The sequence below is a fragment of the Sphingobacterium nematocida genome (assembly GCF_900168125.1).
GTDB lineage: Bacteria > Bacteroidota > Bacteroidia > Sphingobacteriales > Sphingobacteriaceae > Sphingobacterium > Sphingobacterium nematocida.
Map to the genome: position 1 here is coordinate 25402 of NZ_FUZF01000016.1, position 20227 is coordinate 45628.

Consider the following 20227-nt stretch of genomic DNA (forward strand, 5'->3'; position numbering starts at 1 on the left):
GAACTATTATTTCTAAGGATGATTCTTATCATCTTTTGGGATGGTTTTAAAATTGAACTAACTAAAATTATAACTATAAAATTTGAAGCCTATGCGTAGAAAATGTACTTTTTTATTACTCCTGCTTGCCTCGGTTTCGCTACCATTGTCTGCTCAGTTCATTACCATTAAGAATAAGAGCTTGACACTGAAGGAGGCCTTCGAGGAAATTAAAAAACAAACGGGTTACACCGTTTTTTTAAAGGCAGACGTGTTTAATTCGGATGCTAAAGTTCTTGTAGACGTAGAGAAAATGGACTTAAAGCCATTTTTGGAAAAAATCTTAAAAGACAAGAATATAGATTATACTGTCAATAATAAAACCATCGCCTTGTCAAAAAAGGCAGATAATGTGGGGGCAGCTCAGAATTTTTCTGTGCAGCAAAATAGTGTTACTGTCAAGGTTTTGGATGGTAGTAAGCAGCCTATCGAAGGGGCGACCATTATGATTGTCAAAAGCCGAATCCTACGTAAAACCGATAAGGATGGAACTTTCGTAGTACGCGATATCGCGGTAGGAGATGAGTTGGAAATCAGATTTATGGGTAAGAAGACAACTCGGGTTAAATATAATAACGAGCAGAGTTTGGCTATAACCTTAAAGGATGAAATAAATGAGATTGAAGAATTTGTTGTAACCGGGTATCAAAAAATCGATAAGCGCCGAAATACTAGTGAAATTACGACGCTTAGCGTTCCTGATCTATTGGTTCCGGGAATGACATCCCTTGATCAACTCTTAGAAGGGAATGTTCCAGACTTGATGTTTATGCAGAACTCAGGTGAGCTTGGTGCTACGCCAAGATTACGTATTCGTGGTACATCAACATTATTGGGTAATAGGGAGCCATTATGGGTATTGGATGGTTTTGTAATGCAAGATCCGGTCAATGTGAGTAATGATGATCTTAATAATCCAGATTATGTAAACATCATTGGAAATGCTATATCAGGTATTAATCCGCAAGATATTGATAGGATAGATATTTTGAAAGATGCGTCGGCTACAGCTTTGTATGGAACGAGGGCGGCCAATGGTGTTATCGTGATTACAACCAAACGAGGAGTGGTCGGTAAACCGAGTGTAAGTTTTAGACAGGGTACTAAAATGTCGCAAAGACCACGCTATACAGATAAGAGTATTTATTTAATGAATTCAGCCGAACGTGTTGCTTTTGGTAAGGATTTGGTGGATTTGCACTATGCATTTCCTGCTAATATGGCTATGGTAGGATATGAGGGTGCTTTTTATAGGTATCAAACCGGAAAAACTTCTATTGGAGAGTTTCAGCAAGAGGTGGACCAATATGCAAATGCAAATACAGATTGGTTTAAAGCGTTAACGCAAGATACTTATTCTTTCGATCAAACGCTTTCATTGTCGGGAGGTTCAGAAGATACCAGATATTTTACGTCTTTCGGCTATAACCGTGAAAATGGAGTTCTTAAAAACACGTATTCCAATCGTTTTACTGGAAGAATTAATATCAATAGTTCATTCTTTAATGACAAGATCCAATTAAATGTTGCTCTTAGTGGTAGCGAAGCTAAACGCACAAATCAGCAACAAGCGATAGGAACAATGGATTATGCATATAACACAACGCGAGCTCTCCCTTTATACGACCAGGAAGGTGATCCATTTTTTTATGACGTGTTGATGTACAATCACAATAGAGCTTTCAACCAATTTCAATTTAATATCTTAAATGAAATTGATAATAGCTCTGTAAATATCAATTCCCAGAATTTAAATTCGATATTATCGGTCCGCTATAAAGTGAACAATAGCCTGGACTTAGATCTTTCGGGGAATTATTCTACTAGTGGTTCTGGACAGGAGTCATGGTGGGGAGAGAAGACACACTATATAGCAAAATACAAAAACGGTGAATGGTGGGAAAAGCCACAAGAAGGTGAATATGGATATAGCGAAATTCCCTATGGAGGTATTTTAAATGCTAATAACTCGTCTGCAGGGTCTTATACTTTTAGGATACAGGCTAATTATAGAAAGCAGTTCGGTGAAGACGATAAACATAGTATCCACTTTAATGGCGGATATGAAACTTATGAAAACAGAACGTCTTCTATAGGAACTGAAAGTCGTGGATACCTAAAAGATCGTGGAAAACAATTTGTTGATAATTTAGATCTAGAGTTGTTTCCTCGATATAGAGATTGGATAAACAAGAATCATACAAATCTAAACGAGAACTTAACGCGTACCGTATCGGGCTATGGGGTGTTAAGTTATAGTTATAAAACGTATTTTTCCTTGAATGCGAATTCAAGATTTGATATTTCTAACAAATTTGGGAGTAGATCTAATGAACGGTTATTGCCGGTTTGGTCTGTTTCGGGGAATAGTAATTTCAAGCAAATTTTATTTAAAGACATCGATTTCATAAATACCTTTTCAACACGTGCTTCTTTTGGTATTCAAGGTAATATGTTAGATGATCAAAGTCCTAATTTTATTATGCGGTTGGGCACTATAAATCCAATGTTTAATGAATATGTATCGTACTCTGCACGAATTCCTAATCCAAATTTACGCTGGGAGCAAACGAGACAATGGAATTTTGGTGCAGATGCTTCCATTTATGAAGGTCGTATAAACGTAGGTGTAAGTCTTTATGGTAAGCGTACGAACGATGCCTTTAGTACAGTCTCTGTCGCTGCAGAAAATGGTACAGAGACGTATGTGATGAATAGTGGTAAGATTAAAAACTCAGGATATTCGGTGAGTTTAGCCTTATTCCCAATCAAGAAAAAGGACTTTAGCTGGTATATGTCTACATATTATGGCGGAAACTTTAATCGGGTACAGTCTGATAATGCCACTGTATATACCGCGGCCAGTTATTTAGGAGGACATGCTTTAGTAAATGGCGAATCTGTAGGTACTTTTTACTCGTATAAGTTTTTAGGATTAAATCCGGCAGATGGATCGCCATTGATGTATGATTTTGAAGATAGACAACATCTTTTGCAAGGTAAAAACTTAGAAGAAACGGTTAAGATGGTTATGGTTAACTCTGGTAGTCGTGAACCTAATTTTTCTGGTAGTTTGACCAATAGATTGAATTATAAACGTCTTTCCGTTTCGGCCATGCTATCTTATAGTTTAGGGGGCAAAGCAAGATTGTTTGGTTTGTATAAGCCTATTATTAATGGTGTTAAAGCTGAAAATAATGTAAGGAAGGAAATGGTGGATCGTTGGGTGGTGCCGGGAGACGAAACCAAAACAAACATTCCAGCAATTATTAGCCCATCATCACCAAACTTTGTTGTTTATAACTATCATTACTCAACGATGTCTGATATTCTAGGCAACTCTTTTAGATATGCTGATAATCTTTGGTCTATGTACGATCAATCTGATATTCGTGTAGTGAGTGCCAATTATTTAAAGTTGACTTCGTTAATAATGCGATACAATTTAGAAAATAAAACCTTGAAAAGAACGCCATTTAGATCAGCATCTTTAGGTTTCGGCGCGATGAATTTATTTACCTGGTCTGCTAAAGAGTTACGTGGACAAGCACCAACGCAAGCTGGTTTTGATAAGCCTAATCTTTCTTTGAGACCTCAGTATACATTTGAGCTTTCTGTAAGCTTTTAATTTTAAAAGTATGAAATATCCGAATATGAAAAAATATATTATTACTTGGATTTCAATGGTATGTATACTAGGACTTTCTTCATGTGAAAAGTATCTAGAAGCATATTCACCCAATTTAGTCACAGTAAAATCAATATCTGACCTAGATGAAGTATTGATAGGTAGTGTTTATATTCCTTCTAGAACTTTAACATCTACTACATCCAATCAATTGGCAACTTGGCTTAATTTTGTGGATGATGATGTAAATACAGTAATGGGAGCGTCAACAGCAACGAGTCCGATAGATCCCCGGGCTTCTTCCGCTCAGATGAATTTTATGTATGGGTACACCACATGGCAATATGATGTGTCTCAATCGTATGATAAAACAAGCTCTTTTGCTGAGTCTGGAACATGGAAAGATTTATATGCTAGAATAAATATATGTAATATAATCTTGAACGAGATCGAAAAGATTGATGTTAAAAAAGATCATGAAATAGCTGATTACCATAGAGTAAAAGCAGAGGCACTGTTTTTAAGAGCCCAATTTTACTTTATGCTGGTTAATATTTATGGACAACCATATGATGTAGCTACGGCATCACAGACTTTAGGTGTTCCATTAAAATTAACACACTACGTGGAACATGAGAATAAGAAAGATCAGCAATTTGAACGTGCACCACTGGATAAAATATATACGCAAATTAAAGAGGATTTATTAGCATCTATTGAAAATTTTGCAAAAGGATCTATAAGAGAAACCCATCTTCGTGCAACTGGTAATGCTGCTAAAGTATTGTTGAGTCGTGTAGGGTTATTTACAGAGCAGTACGATATGGCTAAAAAATACGCAGAGGAAGTGGTTAAAGATAATGCGTTATTACAGCAATTGCCAGAAGCGAGTGCCGAGTTTACGTTTTTTACAATGGAGAATCCAGAAGTATTATTTAGCCAGGGAAGTTTGAATTTTCAAACTAGTTTTTCAGCAGCACCTCGAGATTTCTGTGTGTCGGCAGATTTAGTCACTACGTTTGATGCCAAAGATAAAAGGAAAAATGTGTTCTTTAAGACTACGCGTTATTCGGATAGCACAGCTCTTAATTTAAAGTATAAAAATGGTATACATCAATCTTATTTTTCTGACCAGTTTTTGATTCGTTCAGGTGAAGCTTTTCTTAACCTTGCCGAAGCAAGTGCTTTTTTAGGGGATGAGTCTACTGCCAATACCTATCTCAATAGACTTAAAGGTAACCGAATAATAGATTATAAAGAGGAGACTTTAGCTGGAAAAGAGCTGGTCGATGAAATACGTGCTGAAAGAAGACGTGAACTTTGTTTTGAAGGTCACCGCTGGTTTGATATCAGGAGATATAGTGTAAATAGTAAGTATCCTTTCTCTAGACCAATTGTAAGAGCATTTGGCGTATTCACTGATAATGGAACTTTTATACAGAAAGAAGAGTATATTTTGAAAGAAAAAGATCCGGCATATACATTGCAAATCCCGGCTGATGTCCGTGAATTTCAACCAGGGATGCCTGTGAATGCCCGTGAAGTTAGGGAACCAAGTAAAGTGATTAATATAAAATTCTAATTATGATACAAAGATTTATTTTCGGAATTATAGCCTTTCTTCTTGTTTTAGGATGCAAAAAGGAGGAAGGGTTGTTTAAAACAGAAGTCAGTGATCTTTATGTCTTCCGTCCAGATGACAGCAGTCCAGTCAAGAAAAAAGTTTATGAACTGTATAGAGATTATGGCGTTGCCGTGTTTTTTAAAGATACAGTGGGCGAGTATTTTGTAAGAAATGATGTAAATGGTAATCCAATATACCGTACAGAGCGTTTAGATCTGGGATGGACGTTTAATACTTACAAGAATTCAACATTTATAGTTGACCCGATAACCCAGATGGATGAACAAATGGACGCATTAAATTATGCTGAGAAGTATTTGAAATCCATATCAAAACCTCTTTATCCATTTTCCATATTACTGGTACGAGCTCTGAATGAGAAGTCTAGCTCGGGTGATATTATCACATTTAAATCGGGCGAAGCTGTAAACTATTTTAGAACATTAATGATGACCGATAAACTTACGTCAACAGATACCGCTGGGCACTTTAAAGAAATAGTTAAAAAAATTATTCGTGTAAAACTAGATGGTTTTCCAGACGAACTAAATAAGTTTGGTGCTGTCAGTAAAAGCGATTGGTATGGCGGTAAGAAATATTCTGATTTGGATAAAACTGTTGCTGCAGGAACAAGTGTTGGTATATTGTATACTCCTAATTTGGTAGAAAACCTTCGTAGACAAGGATGGACGGAAGCACGTATTGAGGCAGAAAAAGTGAAACTTCGTCGAGTATGTGGTCAGTTTGGTTTTGTCGGGGGTAATGACCATGGAGGAGGATATTTTACTCCAGCACATATGGCTATGGATTTGGATAGTTATGTTCGAGAAATGCTTAATTCAGATAAAGTTACCTTCAAAAAATACTGGGGAGATCATCCGTTGGTAATGAAGAAGTATACACTATTGCACGATCTGATTTTAAATCAATTGGGGGTTGATCTTTAATTTTTAATAAATAATTAAAAAACAAATTATCTAAACATGAAAATATATTTTAACATTTTCATTGCGTTCTTTCTACTCACAGGCTGTAAAAAAACTGAAGTTGATGTAACGCCTGTTGCACAGGACGTGTTGCTGGAAAGTAGTTTTGAAGATACTAGAGACCAGCAACAATATAAAACAGTAATAGTCGGAGACCAAGAGTGGATGATTGAAAATTTGCGTTACCGTAATAAACTAGGATCTATTGATGGCTGTTGGAGCTACGGTGAGTCTAGTGTCGATACCACACAAGTGGTTATCAATAAAGAGGAATTTCGAGAAGGCGTATTGAAGAAATTTCCGACGATTACGAAATTTAACGACAAGTATATGTGGCCCTGGATGTTGGTCAACGATTCGTTCATAAGTAGCAGAGGAGACTATTATACACGTAGTTGGTTGGCTTTCAAAACAAATTTGTATAATCCTTATTATGGATCAGTAGAAGCATACTCACCTTTTATTACTGCTTTGGATAGCATAGCTTCGAGCTTAAAAGAGGCGGCTCTTATTAAGACTTTAAATGCTTCTGTAAAGACCGAAAGCCTATCAAAGTATGGTTATCTATATGAGCATAGAGCATTAGAAAAAGCTATACCTGCTGGTTGGAGATTGCCTTCGGACGAAGATTTCATTCAGTTAGAAAAGCATTTGAGTATCAGTGATAATGATCTTTATAAAATGGAAGAATGGAGAGCTAGTATGAGTCATTTTAGGGACCTTTTAGTGAAAAATAATAATTTTGGTGGAACCATAATTTTTGGAATTAATAACCAAACAAGACCATTTCGCAATGAAGGTTTTAGATCTTATTATTGGACTAGTACAGCTGTTGATCCAGAAAACATAGAGTCTGATGTAATGATTCGAGCCTTCCAAGTAAATGAACAGAAGATTTACCGTGGTACAAATACAATTATAAAAGTTGCGAATAGTGTTATTTGCGTGCGAAATAAAAATTAAAATAAACAAATAGAATATGATAAAAAAACTAATAAAAAGCGTGCTTTTTATGGGCGCTTTACTAGCTGGTCCCATGTTTAGTAATGCACAGAGTATGTATGGCGATCAAGTTAAAGCTGATGTAAAAGTTAAATATGTTCATTCACTTGAAGAGGCTATGGCAGTAGCTAAGAAAGAGAATAAATTAATATTTTTCAATTGTTTTGCAGACTGGGCAATGCCTTGCCATTCAATGAATAAAGTGGTATTCTCTGACCAAGAGTTTGGCGATTTTTTAAATAATAATTTTGTTAACCTAATACTTGATTTATCCCACAGAGAAAACATTCCTATCAAGGATAAATATAAAGTGCGTTTTTTTGCACATTACTTAGTGTTGGATAGAGATGGAAATGTTGTACATCGTATAGCAGGTGGTTCGCCTCTCCCTGATTTTAAAAATAAAGTTGCCCGTGCACTTAGCCCTAAAACTTCATTAGCGGGTATGGAGAAGGAATATGCGAAAGGTAAACGCACTGTACAATTTTTGAGTGAGTATTATAAAGTTGTGTCGGATGCTGGTTATACAGAAGTCGCTGAAGAGGTACGTGATCTATATGTTAGTAAAATCCCAAAAGCAGACATGGCAAAAGCTGAAAACTGGAAGATGTTTACCAGTATGATTGATGATGTTGACTCGGAATGGTTTGCTTATTTCAAAAAGAATAAAGCTTTATTTATTAAGCATAATGGTGATAAAAAAGTAAAAGATTATGCGGCTATGCTATACATGCGAGCGGTAATGCCATTTATGAGCAGCACGGTTGGTTATTCTCCGGATAAAATGGCTTCTTATATGAATGACGCTAAGTATTTTGAGCTTGAACCGGAAAATAACTTTTATATATATCATACTTTAGCATCAAAAAGAAATCAGGGCAATCTTGCTGACTATGTAAGTTATCTGGAGAAGAATATCGCTACAATTCATCCAACATTTGCTGTAGGTGTTGATCTTTCTTTAAAGAATATTGTAAATGTAACAGCAGATGAACAAAAGGTAATTACCGAGTATTTGACACGTAGGATGTCGGATATGCAGGGTAGCTCTTTAGAACAGTATCAAACTGCGATAAAGGAAATTAAGCGTGAAAACGGAATTATTTTTGAACAAGGGGAATTTGCCGAAACTTTGAAAAAAGCTAAAGCTGAAAATAAGCTTATCTTTTTTGATGCCTATACAACTTGGTGCGGACCCTGTAAAATAATGGCACAGCAGGTGTTTACTCAAGATTTAATCGGCGAGTATTTTAATAAAACTTTTGTTAATTATAAAATGGATATGGAAAGCGGGGAAGGTCCAAAATGGGCAAAAGATTTTAAGATTTCTGCTTACCCTACTTTTTTATTGGTAAATGGCGATGGAGAATTAGTTCATAAAATAGTTGGGGCTCATCCTCCAAAAGAGTTTGTTGATTTAATCAATAAAGGTTTAAACCCTGAAACAGCTTATGCTAATGTTAAAAATCAGTATGATATGGGTAACCGTGACGCAAAATTAGTAGCCAACTATCTTGATGCCATGAAAATAACAGGTGAGGTACGTGATATTGATATTTTCTTGGAAAAATATTACGCGGCATTAACACCTGATCAAAAATCGCCAGAAAAGATATGGCCCCTAATAGAACGTTACAGTGCTGATATCAACAATAAGTATTGGAATGCAATTATTAACGATAAAAGTGCTATCGGAAAATTAATGACCGATAGCTCATTCATAAATAAGGTAGAGTCTGTTTACGGTCTGCATATATACAATGCGATAGCTAAGAATGAAAAAGGCGAGCAATACGAAAAAGCTAAGAAAGATCTTTCGAACTTCTCTTTAGCCGATAATTCGCTTTTGTCTAACTTATTAATTGTTGACCAATTGAAAATGAAGGCAAACTATACTGAAATCGTGGATTTTTACCTTAAAAATGTTGCAGATATGAAGGATTTGAAAGGTAAGACAAACATGGATTTACTTTGGAAATATATGATTGCTTCTTGTACAGACGATCAGAAAAAAGAAGTACTTAGCTATTTAAAAGAACAACACGCATCGGCTGGACCTCGCGCTGTTAATTCTTACAAAAATCTATTAGATGCGGTAATGTAATATGAGGTTAAAAGCGTTATTTACAGTTACCATCAGTTTATTAGCTTCAAATTATGCTTTGTCGCAAAAGTTTGATCAGCAAATGTTTGATTTATTGTTGAGAGGACAACATGTTGAGCTTCCTAGTAAGTCAATTAAAGATAAGAACATTGCCTCTAAAAGAGCAGACGTCTGGAAGAAGTGGAAGAAGGCGGTAATTACACATTATGGTTTGCAATTGGATGAAAGTCTTTTATCATCTTCAAAGGAATACAGCTGGCAACTAGTCGATGAAGATCCGCTTCCGTTTGTCTTTGTGAAGAAAGATGAGAGGCCAACAAATGGCTATCCTTTATTCATCAATTTGCACGGGTCGGGACCGAAGAGTCAAGAATGGTCTGCTAGTAAACAATTAAGTAAAGGATATAAAGGAGGTCCTTCTTTATATTTTGTTCCCCAGATCCCTAGCGAGAAGCGTTATCGCTGGGGATTGATCCCTATGCAACAAGCTTATGAAAAGCTTTTGCGACTAGCAATGGTCTCTGACCAGATTGATAGGAATAAAATGTATGTAATGGGTATTTCTGAAGGAGGATATGGGTCTCAACGTTTAGGTGCATTCTATGCTGATTATTGGGCGGGAGTAGGGCCTATGGCTGGCGGTGAGCCACTCGAGAATGCACCCGTGTTGAACTTTAGAAACACGGCTTTTGCCATGGAAACAGGTGAGTTTGATACGGGATTTGGCCGTGATAATTATACCCAACAGGCAAAGATGGCTTTTAAAGAAATGAAAGAAAACTTTCCCGCTGATTTTGAACATCGAGTTAATTTTCAGGCAGGACGGGGACATACTATAAATTATAATTTGGTAAGCCCTTGGTTGATTGAGCAGGTTCGTAAGCCGATTCCTCATCATGTTTCTTGGGTAAATTTTCCATTATATGGTCGCTATCGTCAGGGGTTTTATAATCTTGCTGTAGAAGAACCATTTGGTGTACATCCTGATAGTACGGTAGATCGCACATCATTTGATGTAAGGATTAAAGCAGAGCGAAATGAAGTGGAATTGATTGCCTATGCGATAGATAGAGGAACTGATGATACTCTTCCGCTTAAAAGTGGTAAGTTGGCCATTTATCTTTCGGAAAAGCAAGTTAATTTGAATAAGCCAGTACGCCTATGTGTCAATGGTAAGGAGGTGTTTAACGGTGTCGTTAAACTTGATGAGGTTAATATATGGCGGAGTTGTCTTTTATTTGGCGACCCCGACCGTTTATTCCCTGCTAAGCTGCTTGTCGATTTTTCAAAGTTTTAAAACCAAAATACTTAATAATTAGAGCGCCTGGAGATTTGTTTCAGGCCTTTTTACATTGATTAATTTATTCTCCATGAATAAATTAATCAATGTAAAATCTAAGTTACGATACTATTGGACAGGAGTGTCGGTTCACTTGGTTAGCGTTTGCTCTATTGGGAAATGGTTGATGTAAAGGGTTTTGTTTTATAAGGGAGTAGGGTGTTCACGGAAAGAGAGTATGTTATTCTATAATATTCTTGTTTGTTTCTGTTTTCGGACTTTATAAGTTAGTTTTAATTTATTAAGTTTGACTTTCTGTTTTCCAAACTAACCATGGGAAACCATGTAATAATCGTATACACAATTAAAGCCTGCTATCTTGGATGTAATTAAAAGTTTTTGGGTTGCCGAAATGCGTAGCGGTAGTCAAAGTGCATTTGAAGATATTTTCAGACATTTCTATCCATCCTTATGCTTTTTTGCGGGAAGGTTTTTGACTAACGATGCAATTGCGGATGAAATCGCACAGGACAGTCTATTAAAAGTTTGGGAAAGGCGGAATGAATTTGAGAACCTCGAATCTGTGAAGGCCTTTTTGTACATAAGTACCAAGAATGCCTGCTTTGATGAAATAGATAAGCAGGAACGAAAATTAAATCGTGATCACCGTTACTATTTGTCTACTCCTGAAGTAGAGTCTGCTGTGGATGAGGACATTATATATGCTGAATTATTGCGTGACCTAGCTCAAGCTATTGACCAGCTTCCTGAACAGTGTCGTAAGATCATGAAAATGCTTTTCCAAGAAGAAAAGAAAACCAAAGAGATTGCTGAAGAACTTAATATTTCAATCAGTACGGTGAATAATCAGAAATCTAGAGCTATTGTTCTTCTTAGGAAAAAACTATTAATTTCCAGTGCTACCATGTTGAATCTATTATTCGTTTATGGTCAATTAAAATAAATTTTATTTTCTTTTAGAGATTTTGTGGTTTGGCGTCGTTTCTATTTAAAAGCAGAAATAGATGAGCCTGAATGCGGATAAAAATCAAATAGTAGAATTACTTTCTCGAAAGGTGAGAGGTAGGTTGTCTGAGGAGGAGACCGAGATTTTAAATCGTTGGGTGAAAGAGAGCGAGGAGAATGCGGCCTTTTATGAAAGAATACTTGATAGTAACCAGCTAGGACACGATTTGTATTTGATGCAAAAGGTAGATACGGAATCCGCATTAAATCTTGCTCGTGCTAAAATTAAAGCAAATCAAACTGTAATTCGATTGCAGAAAAGACGCAATTATGTGAAGTGGGGTGCGGCAGCGGCCGTATTAATTATCATAGGCTTTTTAAGCTATTTCCATTACCATGGCAGTGTAGATATCAAATCAATCCTATCTGAAAACAAAAGCGATTCTACAGCCAATAGATTGGTAACACTAACTCTTCCAAATGGGAAAACCCTAGAGCTTCCTATCACTAAAGATGGTATAGTGATGGCTGAGGGGGCTGTTGAGTATCAGGATGGTTCCTCCATCGATGTGGAAGGAGACTTCTTGCAAGGTCCATTTTCTAAAAAAGAAAAAGCCTATTTGACACTGACTACCCCCAAAGGAGGCCGCTTCCAGATCGTGTTGTCCGACGGAACTACCGTATGGTTAAATGCGAATTCAACCCTGAAATACCCAGCACAATTTGAAGAAGGAGAGCGACGAGTTGAACTGGATGGGGAAGCCTTCTTTGATGTGACCCATATGCGTAAAGTCAATCAATATTTTATTGTGCAAAGTAAGTGGCAAGAAGTTAAAGTACTGGGTACGCAGTTTAATATAAATGCGTATGCCGACGAGCCTTATAATCGAACCACCCTGATTGATGGCAAGGTGTTAGTAACCTCAGATATTAAAGATGCAGAAGGTCCAGAGATCGTATTAAGTAAGGCAGGACAGCAAGCTCGCGTGATGGGGAAAAGTTTTCAAATGACCCAAGTAAATGCCGAACATATAGTAGCATGGAAAAATAATAGGATGCAGTTTGATGAACTTGATGTTTATTCGATTATGCGTACGTTAAAGCGTATTTATCCGATTGAAGTTCATTATGCATCCGATCTGCGGGGAATCAAACTAGGCGGGTCTATATCCAATGATAAGTCAATAGAAGAGGTTTTGAAGGTACTGGAGGTGACGGGCGAAGTACGATTTAAAGTAGAGCCTCTAGCTAACCAAGAGTCAGGAAGGAGGGTTACTGTTATGCGCTAAACAGTGAGAGATAAATAAACGGAGCGCTGAAAACTAGAAGTGCGCTAACACTTCTAGTTAATATTTGGGCTAGTTTATTTTCAACTACTTGTACATAATCTAATTAACTAATTTCCAAATTAATCAAATGTATGAAATTTAATGCAAATGATACAGGGCATCGCCATGCCTTATATCATAAATTATGGCTAATAATGAAGTTAACCTTGTTATTTGTATTCGCAGCTCTTATGCATGTTAGTGCATCCACCTTTGCCCAGCGAGTTACAATTTCGAAACCGAACGCCAAATTAATAGATGTTTTCTCTGCCATTCAAAAGCAGACAGGTGTCGATTTTGTCTATTCAAACAGTGTTCTATCCAAAGGTCATACGGTAAGCCTGAATGTCAAGGATGCTGCACTTAAGGAGGTACTCGATCTGTGTTTTAAAAACCAACCCTTTGCATACGCTATTGAAAATAAAACTATAGTGGTCAAAGAAAAAAGGACGAGTGTAGACGCAGCGACCGGGGAAATTCAAGAGGGTGTCGTCTCGGGGAGAGTAACCACCAAAGATGGTAAGCCTTTACGTGGTGTGACCGTCGTTGTAAAGGATCAGACATTTCGTGGTGTTACCGATCTCAATGGCGATTTCAAGATTAATGTGCCCGGATTAACCAAGTATACGCTGGTCTTTTCTTATCTAGGGATGAAGACAAGAACCTTACAGGTTACGAAGCCTATGCAAGTTATTGTGCAACTTGAAGAGGGGCATGATGAACTGGATGAGGTCCAGGTCACGGGCTATGAAGTAATCGATAAAAGGCTATCTACCTCGGCAATTACTTCTCTTCTGGTAGAAGATATATTGGTGCCCGGGATGAATAGTATAGAACAAGCTTTAGAAGGGCGGGTGCCCGAGCTTGTTTATATGACCAACTCGGGGGAGGTTGGTTCTACACCTAGAATACGAGTAAGAGGTACATCCACTATCCTTGGAAATCGTGAACCGTTGTGGGTATTGGATGGATTTATTATGCACGATCCCGTAAATATTACGAATGATGAACTGAATGATCCCGATTATATAAATTTAATCGGTAATGCTATTCAGGGAATCAATCCACAGGATATTGAACGGGTAGATATTTTAAAAGATGCTTCTGCTACTGCGTTGTATGGCACAAGGGCGGCTAATGGAGTAATTGTAGTAACAACAAAGAAAGGGGCAATTGGACCAGCTCGGTTTACCTACAATCATTCGTCCAAAGTGTCGCTTAGGCCCACTTATACCGATAAGAATATCAACTTAATGAACTCACAGGAGCGTATTCGTTTTGGGAAAGATTTGGTAGATCTACACTATCAATTCCCGTCCAATATGCCATTGGTAGGGTATGAAGGGGCTATACAGCGCTATTACAAAGGTTTACTTTCTTATGAAGAGTTTTTGAGCGAAGTAAAATGGTACGAGACCGTAAATACAGACTGGTTTGATATACTAACGCGAAACTCCTATTCACAAGATAATACCTTAGGTGTGTCTGGAGGAACCAACAATGTTAGATATTATACATCACTTGGATACAATCCAGAGATGGGGGTAACAAAAGGTACAAAAACACAGCGTTATACTGCTCGGGTAAATCTAGATTTTGCCTTCTCAGAAAAACTAAAGGCCAATATCTCCATTAATGGAAATACACAAAAGAAAAACAACCTCATTGGTGCTCTAAATGCCATGGACTATGCCTATAATACTACCAGAGCTTTACCATTTACCAATCTGGACGGATCCTTATACTTTTATGAGAATATAGGCTATGGAGGAATGAATAGGCCATCTAATCGATTTGATTATAATATTGTAAACGAGATCGAGAATAGTTCAAGCACGTACGATGGAAATACATTGGGAGCATCGCTGTCTATGCGTTATAATGTGATTAAGAATATGACCTTGACTCTTGCAGGTAGCTATAATAACTCCGGAACTTTACAAGAGCAATGGTGGGGGGATCAAACGCATTATGTTGCGCGTCTAAAAAATGCGGAGTATGAAGAGGCTCCGAAAAAGGGAGAATCGGGTTATAGTATTTTGCCTTACGGTGGTATTTTAAATAGCACAAATACAAAGTCGGAAGGATTTACTGTACGCACTCAGACCGATTATCGCCACTTTGCGGGAGATGATAGACAGCACTTGTTTTCAGGTTTAGTAGGCTTTGAAGTCAATGGCTCCACCTCTAGAAGTATGAATTCAGAAAACAGAGGTTTTGTCAAGGAGCGTGGACTACAATTTGTCCAAAATATTGACATTGATGCTTACCCCCATTACAAAAGTTGGGTTAAAAATAATAATCCAAGCTTAGGGTACAATATTTCTAGGCAAGTATCTGGTTATTTTAGTACTTCTTATAGCTATCGTAGCTATTTCTCTTTAAATGCGAATACGCGCTTTGATGCATCTAATAAATTTGGAAGCCGTAGTAACGAACGGTTATTACCTGTATGGTCTGTATCGGGAATGTGGAATCCTAAAGAGATATTCTTGTCGGATGTAGATTTTATATCAGAAATCCGTATGCGGGCATCATTTGGAAAGCAGGGAAACATGTTGGACGACCAAAGTCCTAATCTAATTATAAAGATGGGGACCATAGATCCAAATTATAACGAGAATGTTTCGACTATCGCTAGGTATCCAAATCCTAATTTGGCGTGGGAGCAAACCAATCAGTTTAACAGTGGTCTTGATATTTCCCTTTTTGAAAATAGGTTAAATGTTGGAGCTACATTTTATGTTAAGCGTACCAAGGATCTGTTTTCTTCTGTACAGGTATCGTCAGTTAATGGTGTCAATGGCAATGTGTACGTCATGAACAATGGTAATCTAGAAAATATCGGGTATTCCTTACAGCTAAGTGGTCAGCCAATAAAAAATGAAACATTCAGGTGGAATATGTCTACTTATTTTAGTGGTAACTACAACAAGGTACTCTCAGGTACAGTAGATAACTTCCGGATAAATGATTATCAAAGTGGCCGCGCAATTGTAGACGGAGTTCCAATTAGTTCTTTCTATTCTTATAAGTTCTTAGGGCTAAATTCTGGTAATGGAGCGCCGGTATTTGATGATTATTCAGATCGCAGACATTTGCTAGAGAATAAAACGTTAGAAGAAACGGTTTTGATGACTATGGTAAATAGTGGTCAGCGCGAACCCATATTTTCTGGCAGTTTATCCAATTCATTTACTTACAGAAGATTTGGTATATCGACCAATCTAAGCTACAGCTTAGGATCTAAGATGCGCTTATTCCCGATGTATAGCCCTATTGTAGGTGGTGTGAGCTCTGCTGTAAATATTCGTAAAGAATTTACAGAGCGCTGGCGAGCATCAGGTGATGAGCAGTTTACCAATATTCCCGCAATTATAGGTCCTTCCGATCCGGATTACTGGAATTACTACGTTCACTATTCGTCAGCATCGGGTCCTACAAAGCCTGTGCAGCAATTTGCTAGCAGTGTGTGGGATATGTACGACAAGTCCGATTATAGAGTGGTAAGCGGTAATTATTTAAAGATGACTTCTTTGGCGTTTAGGTATTCGTTTGATCCGAAGTTCTTAAAGAAAACACCATTTTCAGCAGCAAGTATGAGTGTCAATGGTACCAATATATTCACTATTTCTGCAAAAGAATTAAAGGGGCAGGATCCAATGCAGGCCGGGTTTGCAAAGCCTAGCCTATCAAACCGACCATCGTACACCATGCAGTTTAATGTTACATTTTAAATGAGCTAAGATGAAAAGAAATATCTACATATATTTAATAGGATTGGTTCTCTTAACCGGTTGTAGCAAGTTTTTGGAGGATTACTCACAAGATTTAGTTGTTGTAAAGAAGATTTCTGATTTGGATGAAATATTGTTAGGCTCAGTATACCTACCATCTACAGAAGTTAAAGAGTTGAATTACGGAGACATAGGTTGGTGGCTACATATTCTTGACGACGATGTGAATACCGTCATTGAGCCTAATGCAATCAAAGGCAGAACCGAAATGGATGGTAGCTTCTACGGATATACTACCTGGCAGTTTGAAGTAGGCCGTAGTTATGATGGAGGCAATTTAGCGGGCGACAAGCGTCTATGGGAAGAGCTTTATCAGCGTATTAATGCGACAAACATTATTCTTAACGAAATTGATGGCATAGACCAGGCCAAAGAGACAGATAAGCTTGATGCATTACGTATAAAGGGTGAAAGTCATTTCCTGCGGGCACAGTTTTATTTTCTGTTGGTCAATATTTACGGATCAATGTATACGGCAGAAACTGCTGAAACTACAGCTGGAGTACCACTTAAGCTAACACATTTTGTGGAGCACGATAAGTTAAAGACCAGTCAGTTTACTAGAAGTTCAGTAGGGCAGGTTTACCATCAAATTGTAAAAGACCTAGAAGAGTCTATTACCTACTTTTCGGAAAGTCCGCAACGCAATATTTTCTATAGGGCCAACAAGAGAGCTGCTATGCTATTGTTGTCGCGCGTGTATCTGTATATGCAAGAATGGGAAAAAGCAAAGCTGTTGGCAGAAGATTTACTAAAGTTAAACAAGGATCTGATGGATTATCCAGCTATCCCCGCACAAGGCATAGCTATCGCTGAGGGCAATCCTGAAATTATTTTCTCTCATGGATCAGCCAATCTTCAGAATGCTTTCACAGGCCGAGGCGGTGATTTTTGTATTACAAGAGATCTTTATAATACCTACGAGGCTACAGATGCACGTAAAAGTCTCTATTTTACACACGCCTTTAGTTCGGACAGTATTGCTCTAAATACTAAATACAAAACTGGGCTACATCGTTCTACAACTTCAGATTTATTTTTATTGCGAAATGCCGAAGCCTACTTAAATATGGCTGAAGCCTGTGCCATGTTAGGTGACGTAAATGGGGCAAATCTGTGGCTTAACAACTTAAAACGTAAGCGCTTTGTGAATTATGTAGACCTCAACCATGATGTATCAACTATCATTGAGGAAGTTCGTCGCGAACGCCGTCGTGAGTTGTGTTTAGAAGGCCACCGTTGGTTTGATTTGCGTAGATATGCGGTCAATAAAATAGCTCCATTCAGCAGGACGATAGAGCATGTTTATGTCTCCTACAATTGGGATGATAAAAATATACTAAAGCAAGCAGAGGTCTATCAATTATTGCCAAATGATCCGGCATACACTTTCGCTATACCCAAAGCTGTGTTAGATTTTGATCTCGATATGGGAGATAATCCAAGAAATGTTAGGAAACTAAACCGATTAATAGAATTCGAATAACTATCATGAGAAAGATATTATTTTTTTTAATAGCCTGTTATGCATTGTTTTCTTCTTGTGAAAAGGAGAAAGCATTAACGCCGGAGATCGAGTACGAGCATCTTTATAAAATTGTGGACGATCCCAATGACCCGATGAAGCACCGTATCTATGAGATCTATCAGAAATACAATGTGCCAGTCTATTTTAACGATACCATTGGGCAGGTGATGGTAGCAAAAGATGTAACAGGAAAACCTGTTTTTAAATACGAAAAGTTAGATCTCTCCTGGGGGTTTAACTATTATGGTAATTTCAAATACGACTTTGAGTACATGACCGATCCTGTCGAAAAGAATAAAGCTTTAGATATCATAGAGCGCTATTTGGAAAAGGCAGATCGCGCACTGTATCCATTTTGCTTCTTCGTTACGAAGTCTGCGACACGATACAATGCAGACAAAGTATTAGAGGATTATAAGAATGGTAAATTCGAAATTGGCTTTAGAACATTATTCTTAACAGGTAATTGGACTGTTGCATTACAGAAGAGCCTTCCGGATGATATGATGCGACAAATGGTGGCTAACAAAATTATGAACTATCCTGATGAGATCGAGGCATTTGGGAAGATAAGTAAACAAGAGTGGTATGGTGGAAAAGCATGGAGCTCGCTTACGAGTGCACCTGCTGGCTGGACATGCGATGCGTTGAATGACAACTATTGGAAGGGACCATCGCTAACACCAGCAGCTTGGGAAGCAGAGCGGGTGCCAGCAAGAGCTATTGTCGGAAAACTTGGTTTTGTATGGGGGCATAAAAGCACCAGTTTGCAAACGCCTGAAGACGTAACCCGAGATTTAGCAGGCTATATCAATCAGATGTTAAAGTACTCACCCGAGGAATTTGAGCAGCTATGGGGAGCAAATCCGCTTGTTATTCAAAAATATCGTATCGTGAATGATATCGTAGTCAATAAATTAGGTGTACAGCTATAATAGTTCATTAGATTAAAAAATTATACATATATGAAGAAGTATATTCTTATAGTCGCTTGCAGTGTATTCCTATTTTCTTGTAAAGAATCAAGTCAACCAATCGATGAACCATCTGTTTCGGTTATCCAACATGCTGATTTTGTAGATGAGCGTGATGGACAGGTATACCGTTGTGTCACGATCGGTAGTCAAACCTGGATGGCCGACAACTTAAAGTATAGGATCGAAATGGGCGGTTTGGGTGGCTGCTTTACCTATGGCGAAGAGTTAGTTAGTGTCGCTACTGTTGTTGTCGATAATAAATTGTTTGCAGCAGCAGCTACAAAAGCCGTTGCAGATGGTAAGATTCAAGATGTGCCAGGAGTGGCAGCAAACCAGCAGCCAGCTTATTTAATTCGTATACAAGCGTCCCTTATACCATCAAAAACATTTATGACTAGGATGTTGCCTTATCCCGATGCCTACAAGGTGCTAGAACCTATATATAATGAGTTATTGGTAAAGGCTACAGGTGTAGCTGCGACCTTAAATCGAGACAAGGCAGAGAAGTCAAATGGATCCTTTGCAAAGCGTTATGGTTACTTATATACGTTTGAAGGAGCCAAAAATGCTATTCCTGCTGGTTGGAGATTACCTAGCGATGCCGATTGGCAAGAGTTGGAAGGGACTCTAGGGATGAAAAGAGAGCAAATCGATTTGTTAGATCAATGGCGAGGCACTGTGCAAGGCAAGCTTTTAAAGAAAGGAGAAGGAGGTTTAGGTTTTGATGCTGAGTTTGGTGGCGCTCGGGTTTTTGGAATCTTTATGTACGGGTCACCCTATGGCAATAAAGATGTAAATGGTTATTTCTGGTCATCTTCAGAACTGGCTCTTAATGACTCTACTCAGGTTGGGATCACACGCTCCGTCATGTTCGATCGCTCAACCATTTTACGTGGTACTTCAAGAAAAGAAGCTGCATATCACGTACGTTTAATAAAAGAATAATAAATAAAATTTAAAAAATAGCAG

At 37.8% G+C, this 20227-nt stretch carries 12 protein-coding genes; all 12 read left to right on the forward strand.

All coding sequences use genetic code 11. The annotated features are described in order from the left end of the window. Positions 1–91: 91 nt before the first annotated feature. The 12 genes from B5X76_RS15885 to B5X76_RS22035 all read left to right on the forward strand — a co-directional run bounded on the left by B5X76_RS15885 (position 92) and on the right by B5X76_RS22035 (position 20203). On the forward strand, positions 92–3667 hold the full coding sequence (locus B5X76_RS15885; RefSeq protein ID WP_079644590.1) for a SusC/RagA family TonB-linked outer membrane protein: 3576 nt from the start codon (positions 92–94) through the stop codon (positions 3665–3667). 10 nt (positions 3668–3677) lie between these two features. Continuing rightward, on the forward strand, positions 3678–5249 hold the full coding sequence (locus B5X76_RS15890) for a RagB/SusD family nutrient uptake outer membrane protein (RefSeq protein WP_079644592.1): 1572 nt from the start codon (positions 3678–3680) through the stop codon (positions 5247–5249). A gap of 2 nt (positions 5250–5251) precedes the next feature. Further along, complete coding sequence (locus B5X76_RS15895) at positions 5252–6238, forward strand: hypothetical protein (protein WP_079644594.1); 987 nt, start codon at positions 5252–5254, stop codon at positions 6236–6238. A gap of 36 nt (positions 6239–6274) precedes the next feature. Further along, on the forward strand, positions 6275–7240 hold the full coding sequence (locus B5X76_RS15900) for an FISUMP domain-containing protein (RefSeq protein ID WP_079644596.1): 966 nt from the start codon (positions 6275–6277) through the stop codon (positions 7238–7240). Positions 7241–7256: 16 nt separating this feature from the next. Beyond that, positions 7257–9383, forward strand: coding sequence for a thioredoxin family protein (locus B5X76_RS15905; RefSeq protein ID WP_079644597.1), 2127 nt, complete (start codon positions 7257–7259; stop codon positions 9381–9383). Between the two features lies 1 nt (position 9384). Next, entirely contained in the window at positions 9385–10680 is a 1296-nt protein-coding gene (locus B5X76_RS15910) for a hypothetical protein (protein WP_079644599.1), read from the forward strand. A gap of 361 nt (positions 10681–11041) precedes the next feature. After that, the gene (locus B5X76_RS15915; RefSeq protein ID WP_139375350.1) at positions 11042–11626 is read left to right on the forward strand and encodes an RNA polymerase sigma-70 factor; all 585 of its coding nucleotides are present in this window, start codon (positions 11042–11044) and stop codon (positions 11624–11626) included. Positions 11627–11687: 61 nt separating this feature from the next. Continuing rightward, positions 11688–12917 (forward strand): FecR family protein, encoded by a 1230-nt coding sequence (locus B5X76_RS15920; RefSeq protein WP_079644603.1) that lies wholly within the window; start codon positions 11688–11690, stop codon positions 12915–12917. Positions 12918–13111: 194 nt separating this feature from the next. Beyond that, on the forward strand, positions 13112–16693 hold the full coding sequence (locus B5X76_RS15925) for a SusC/RagA family TonB-linked outer membrane protein (protein WP_217699672.1): 3582 nt from the start codon (positions 13112–13114) through the stop codon (positions 16691–16693). A 10-nt stretch (positions 16694–16703) separates the two neighbouring features. Then, entirely contained in the window at positions 16704–18239 is a 1536-nt protein-coding gene (locus B5X76_RS15930; RefSeq protein WP_079644607.1) for a RagB/SusD family nutrient uptake outer membrane protein, read from the forward strand. A gap of 5 nt (positions 18240–18244) precedes the next feature. Beyond that, entirely contained in the window at positions 18245–19216 is a 972-nt protein-coding gene (locus B5X76_RS15935; RefSeq protein WP_079644608.1) for a hypothetical protein, read from the forward strand. 30 nt (positions 19217–19246) lie between these two features. Further along, on the forward strand, positions 19247–20203 hold the full coding sequence (locus B5X76_RS22035) for an FISUMP domain-containing protein (RefSeq protein WP_079644610.1): 957 nt from the start codon (positions 19247–19249) through the stop codon (positions 20201–20203). Positions 20204–20227: the final 24 nt, after the last annotated feature.

What these genes read in the sequence shown, in the direction of transcription:
- B5X76_RS15885 (WP_079644590.1), top strand. Translation starts at nt 92, where the DNA reads ATGCGTAGAAAATGTACTTTTTTATTACTCCTGCTTGCCTCGGTTTCG.
- B5X76_RS15890 (WP_079644592.1), top strand. Translation starts at nt 3,678, where the DNA reads ATGAAATATCCGAATATGAAAAAATATATTATTACTTGGATTTCAATG.
- B5X76_RS15895 (WP_079644594.1), top strand. Translation starts at nt 5,252, where the DNA reads ATGATACAAAGATTTATTTTCGGAATTATAGCCTTTCTTCTTGTTTTA.
- B5X76_RS15900 (WP_079644596.1), top strand. Translation starts at nt 6,275, where the DNA reads ATGAAAATATATTTTAACATTTTCATTGCGTTCTTTCTACTCACAGGC.
- B5X76_RS15905 (WP_079644597.1), top strand. Translation starts at nt 7,257, where the DNA reads ATGATAAAAAAACTAATAAAAAGCGTGCTTTTTATGGGCGCTTTACTA.
- B5X76_RS15910 (WP_079644599.1), top strand. Translation starts at nt 9,385, where the DNA reads ATGAGGTTAAAAGCGTTATTTACAGTTACCATCAGTTTATTAGCTTCA.
- B5X76_RS15920 (WP_079644603.1), top strand. Translation starts at nt 11,688, where the DNA reads ATGAGCCTGAATGCGGATAAAAATCAAATAGTAGAATTACTTTCTCGA.
- B5X76_RS15925 (WP_217699672.1), top strand. Translation starts at nt 13,112, where the DNA reads ATGAAGTTAACCTTGTTATTTGTATTCGCAGCTCTTATGCATGTTAGT.
- B5X76_RS15930 (WP_079644607.1), top strand. Translation starts at nt 16,704, where the DNA reads ATGAAAAGAAATATCTACATATATTTAATAGGATTGGTTCTCTTAACC.
- B5X76_RS15935 (WP_079644608.1), top strand. Translation starts at nt 18,245, where the DNA reads ATGAGAAAGATATTATTTTTTTTAATAGCCTGTTATGCATTGTTTTCT.
- B5X76_RS22035 (WP_079644610.1), top strand. Translation starts at nt 19,247, where the DNA reads ATGAAGAAGTATATTCTTATAGTCGCTTGCAGTGTATTCCTATTTTCT.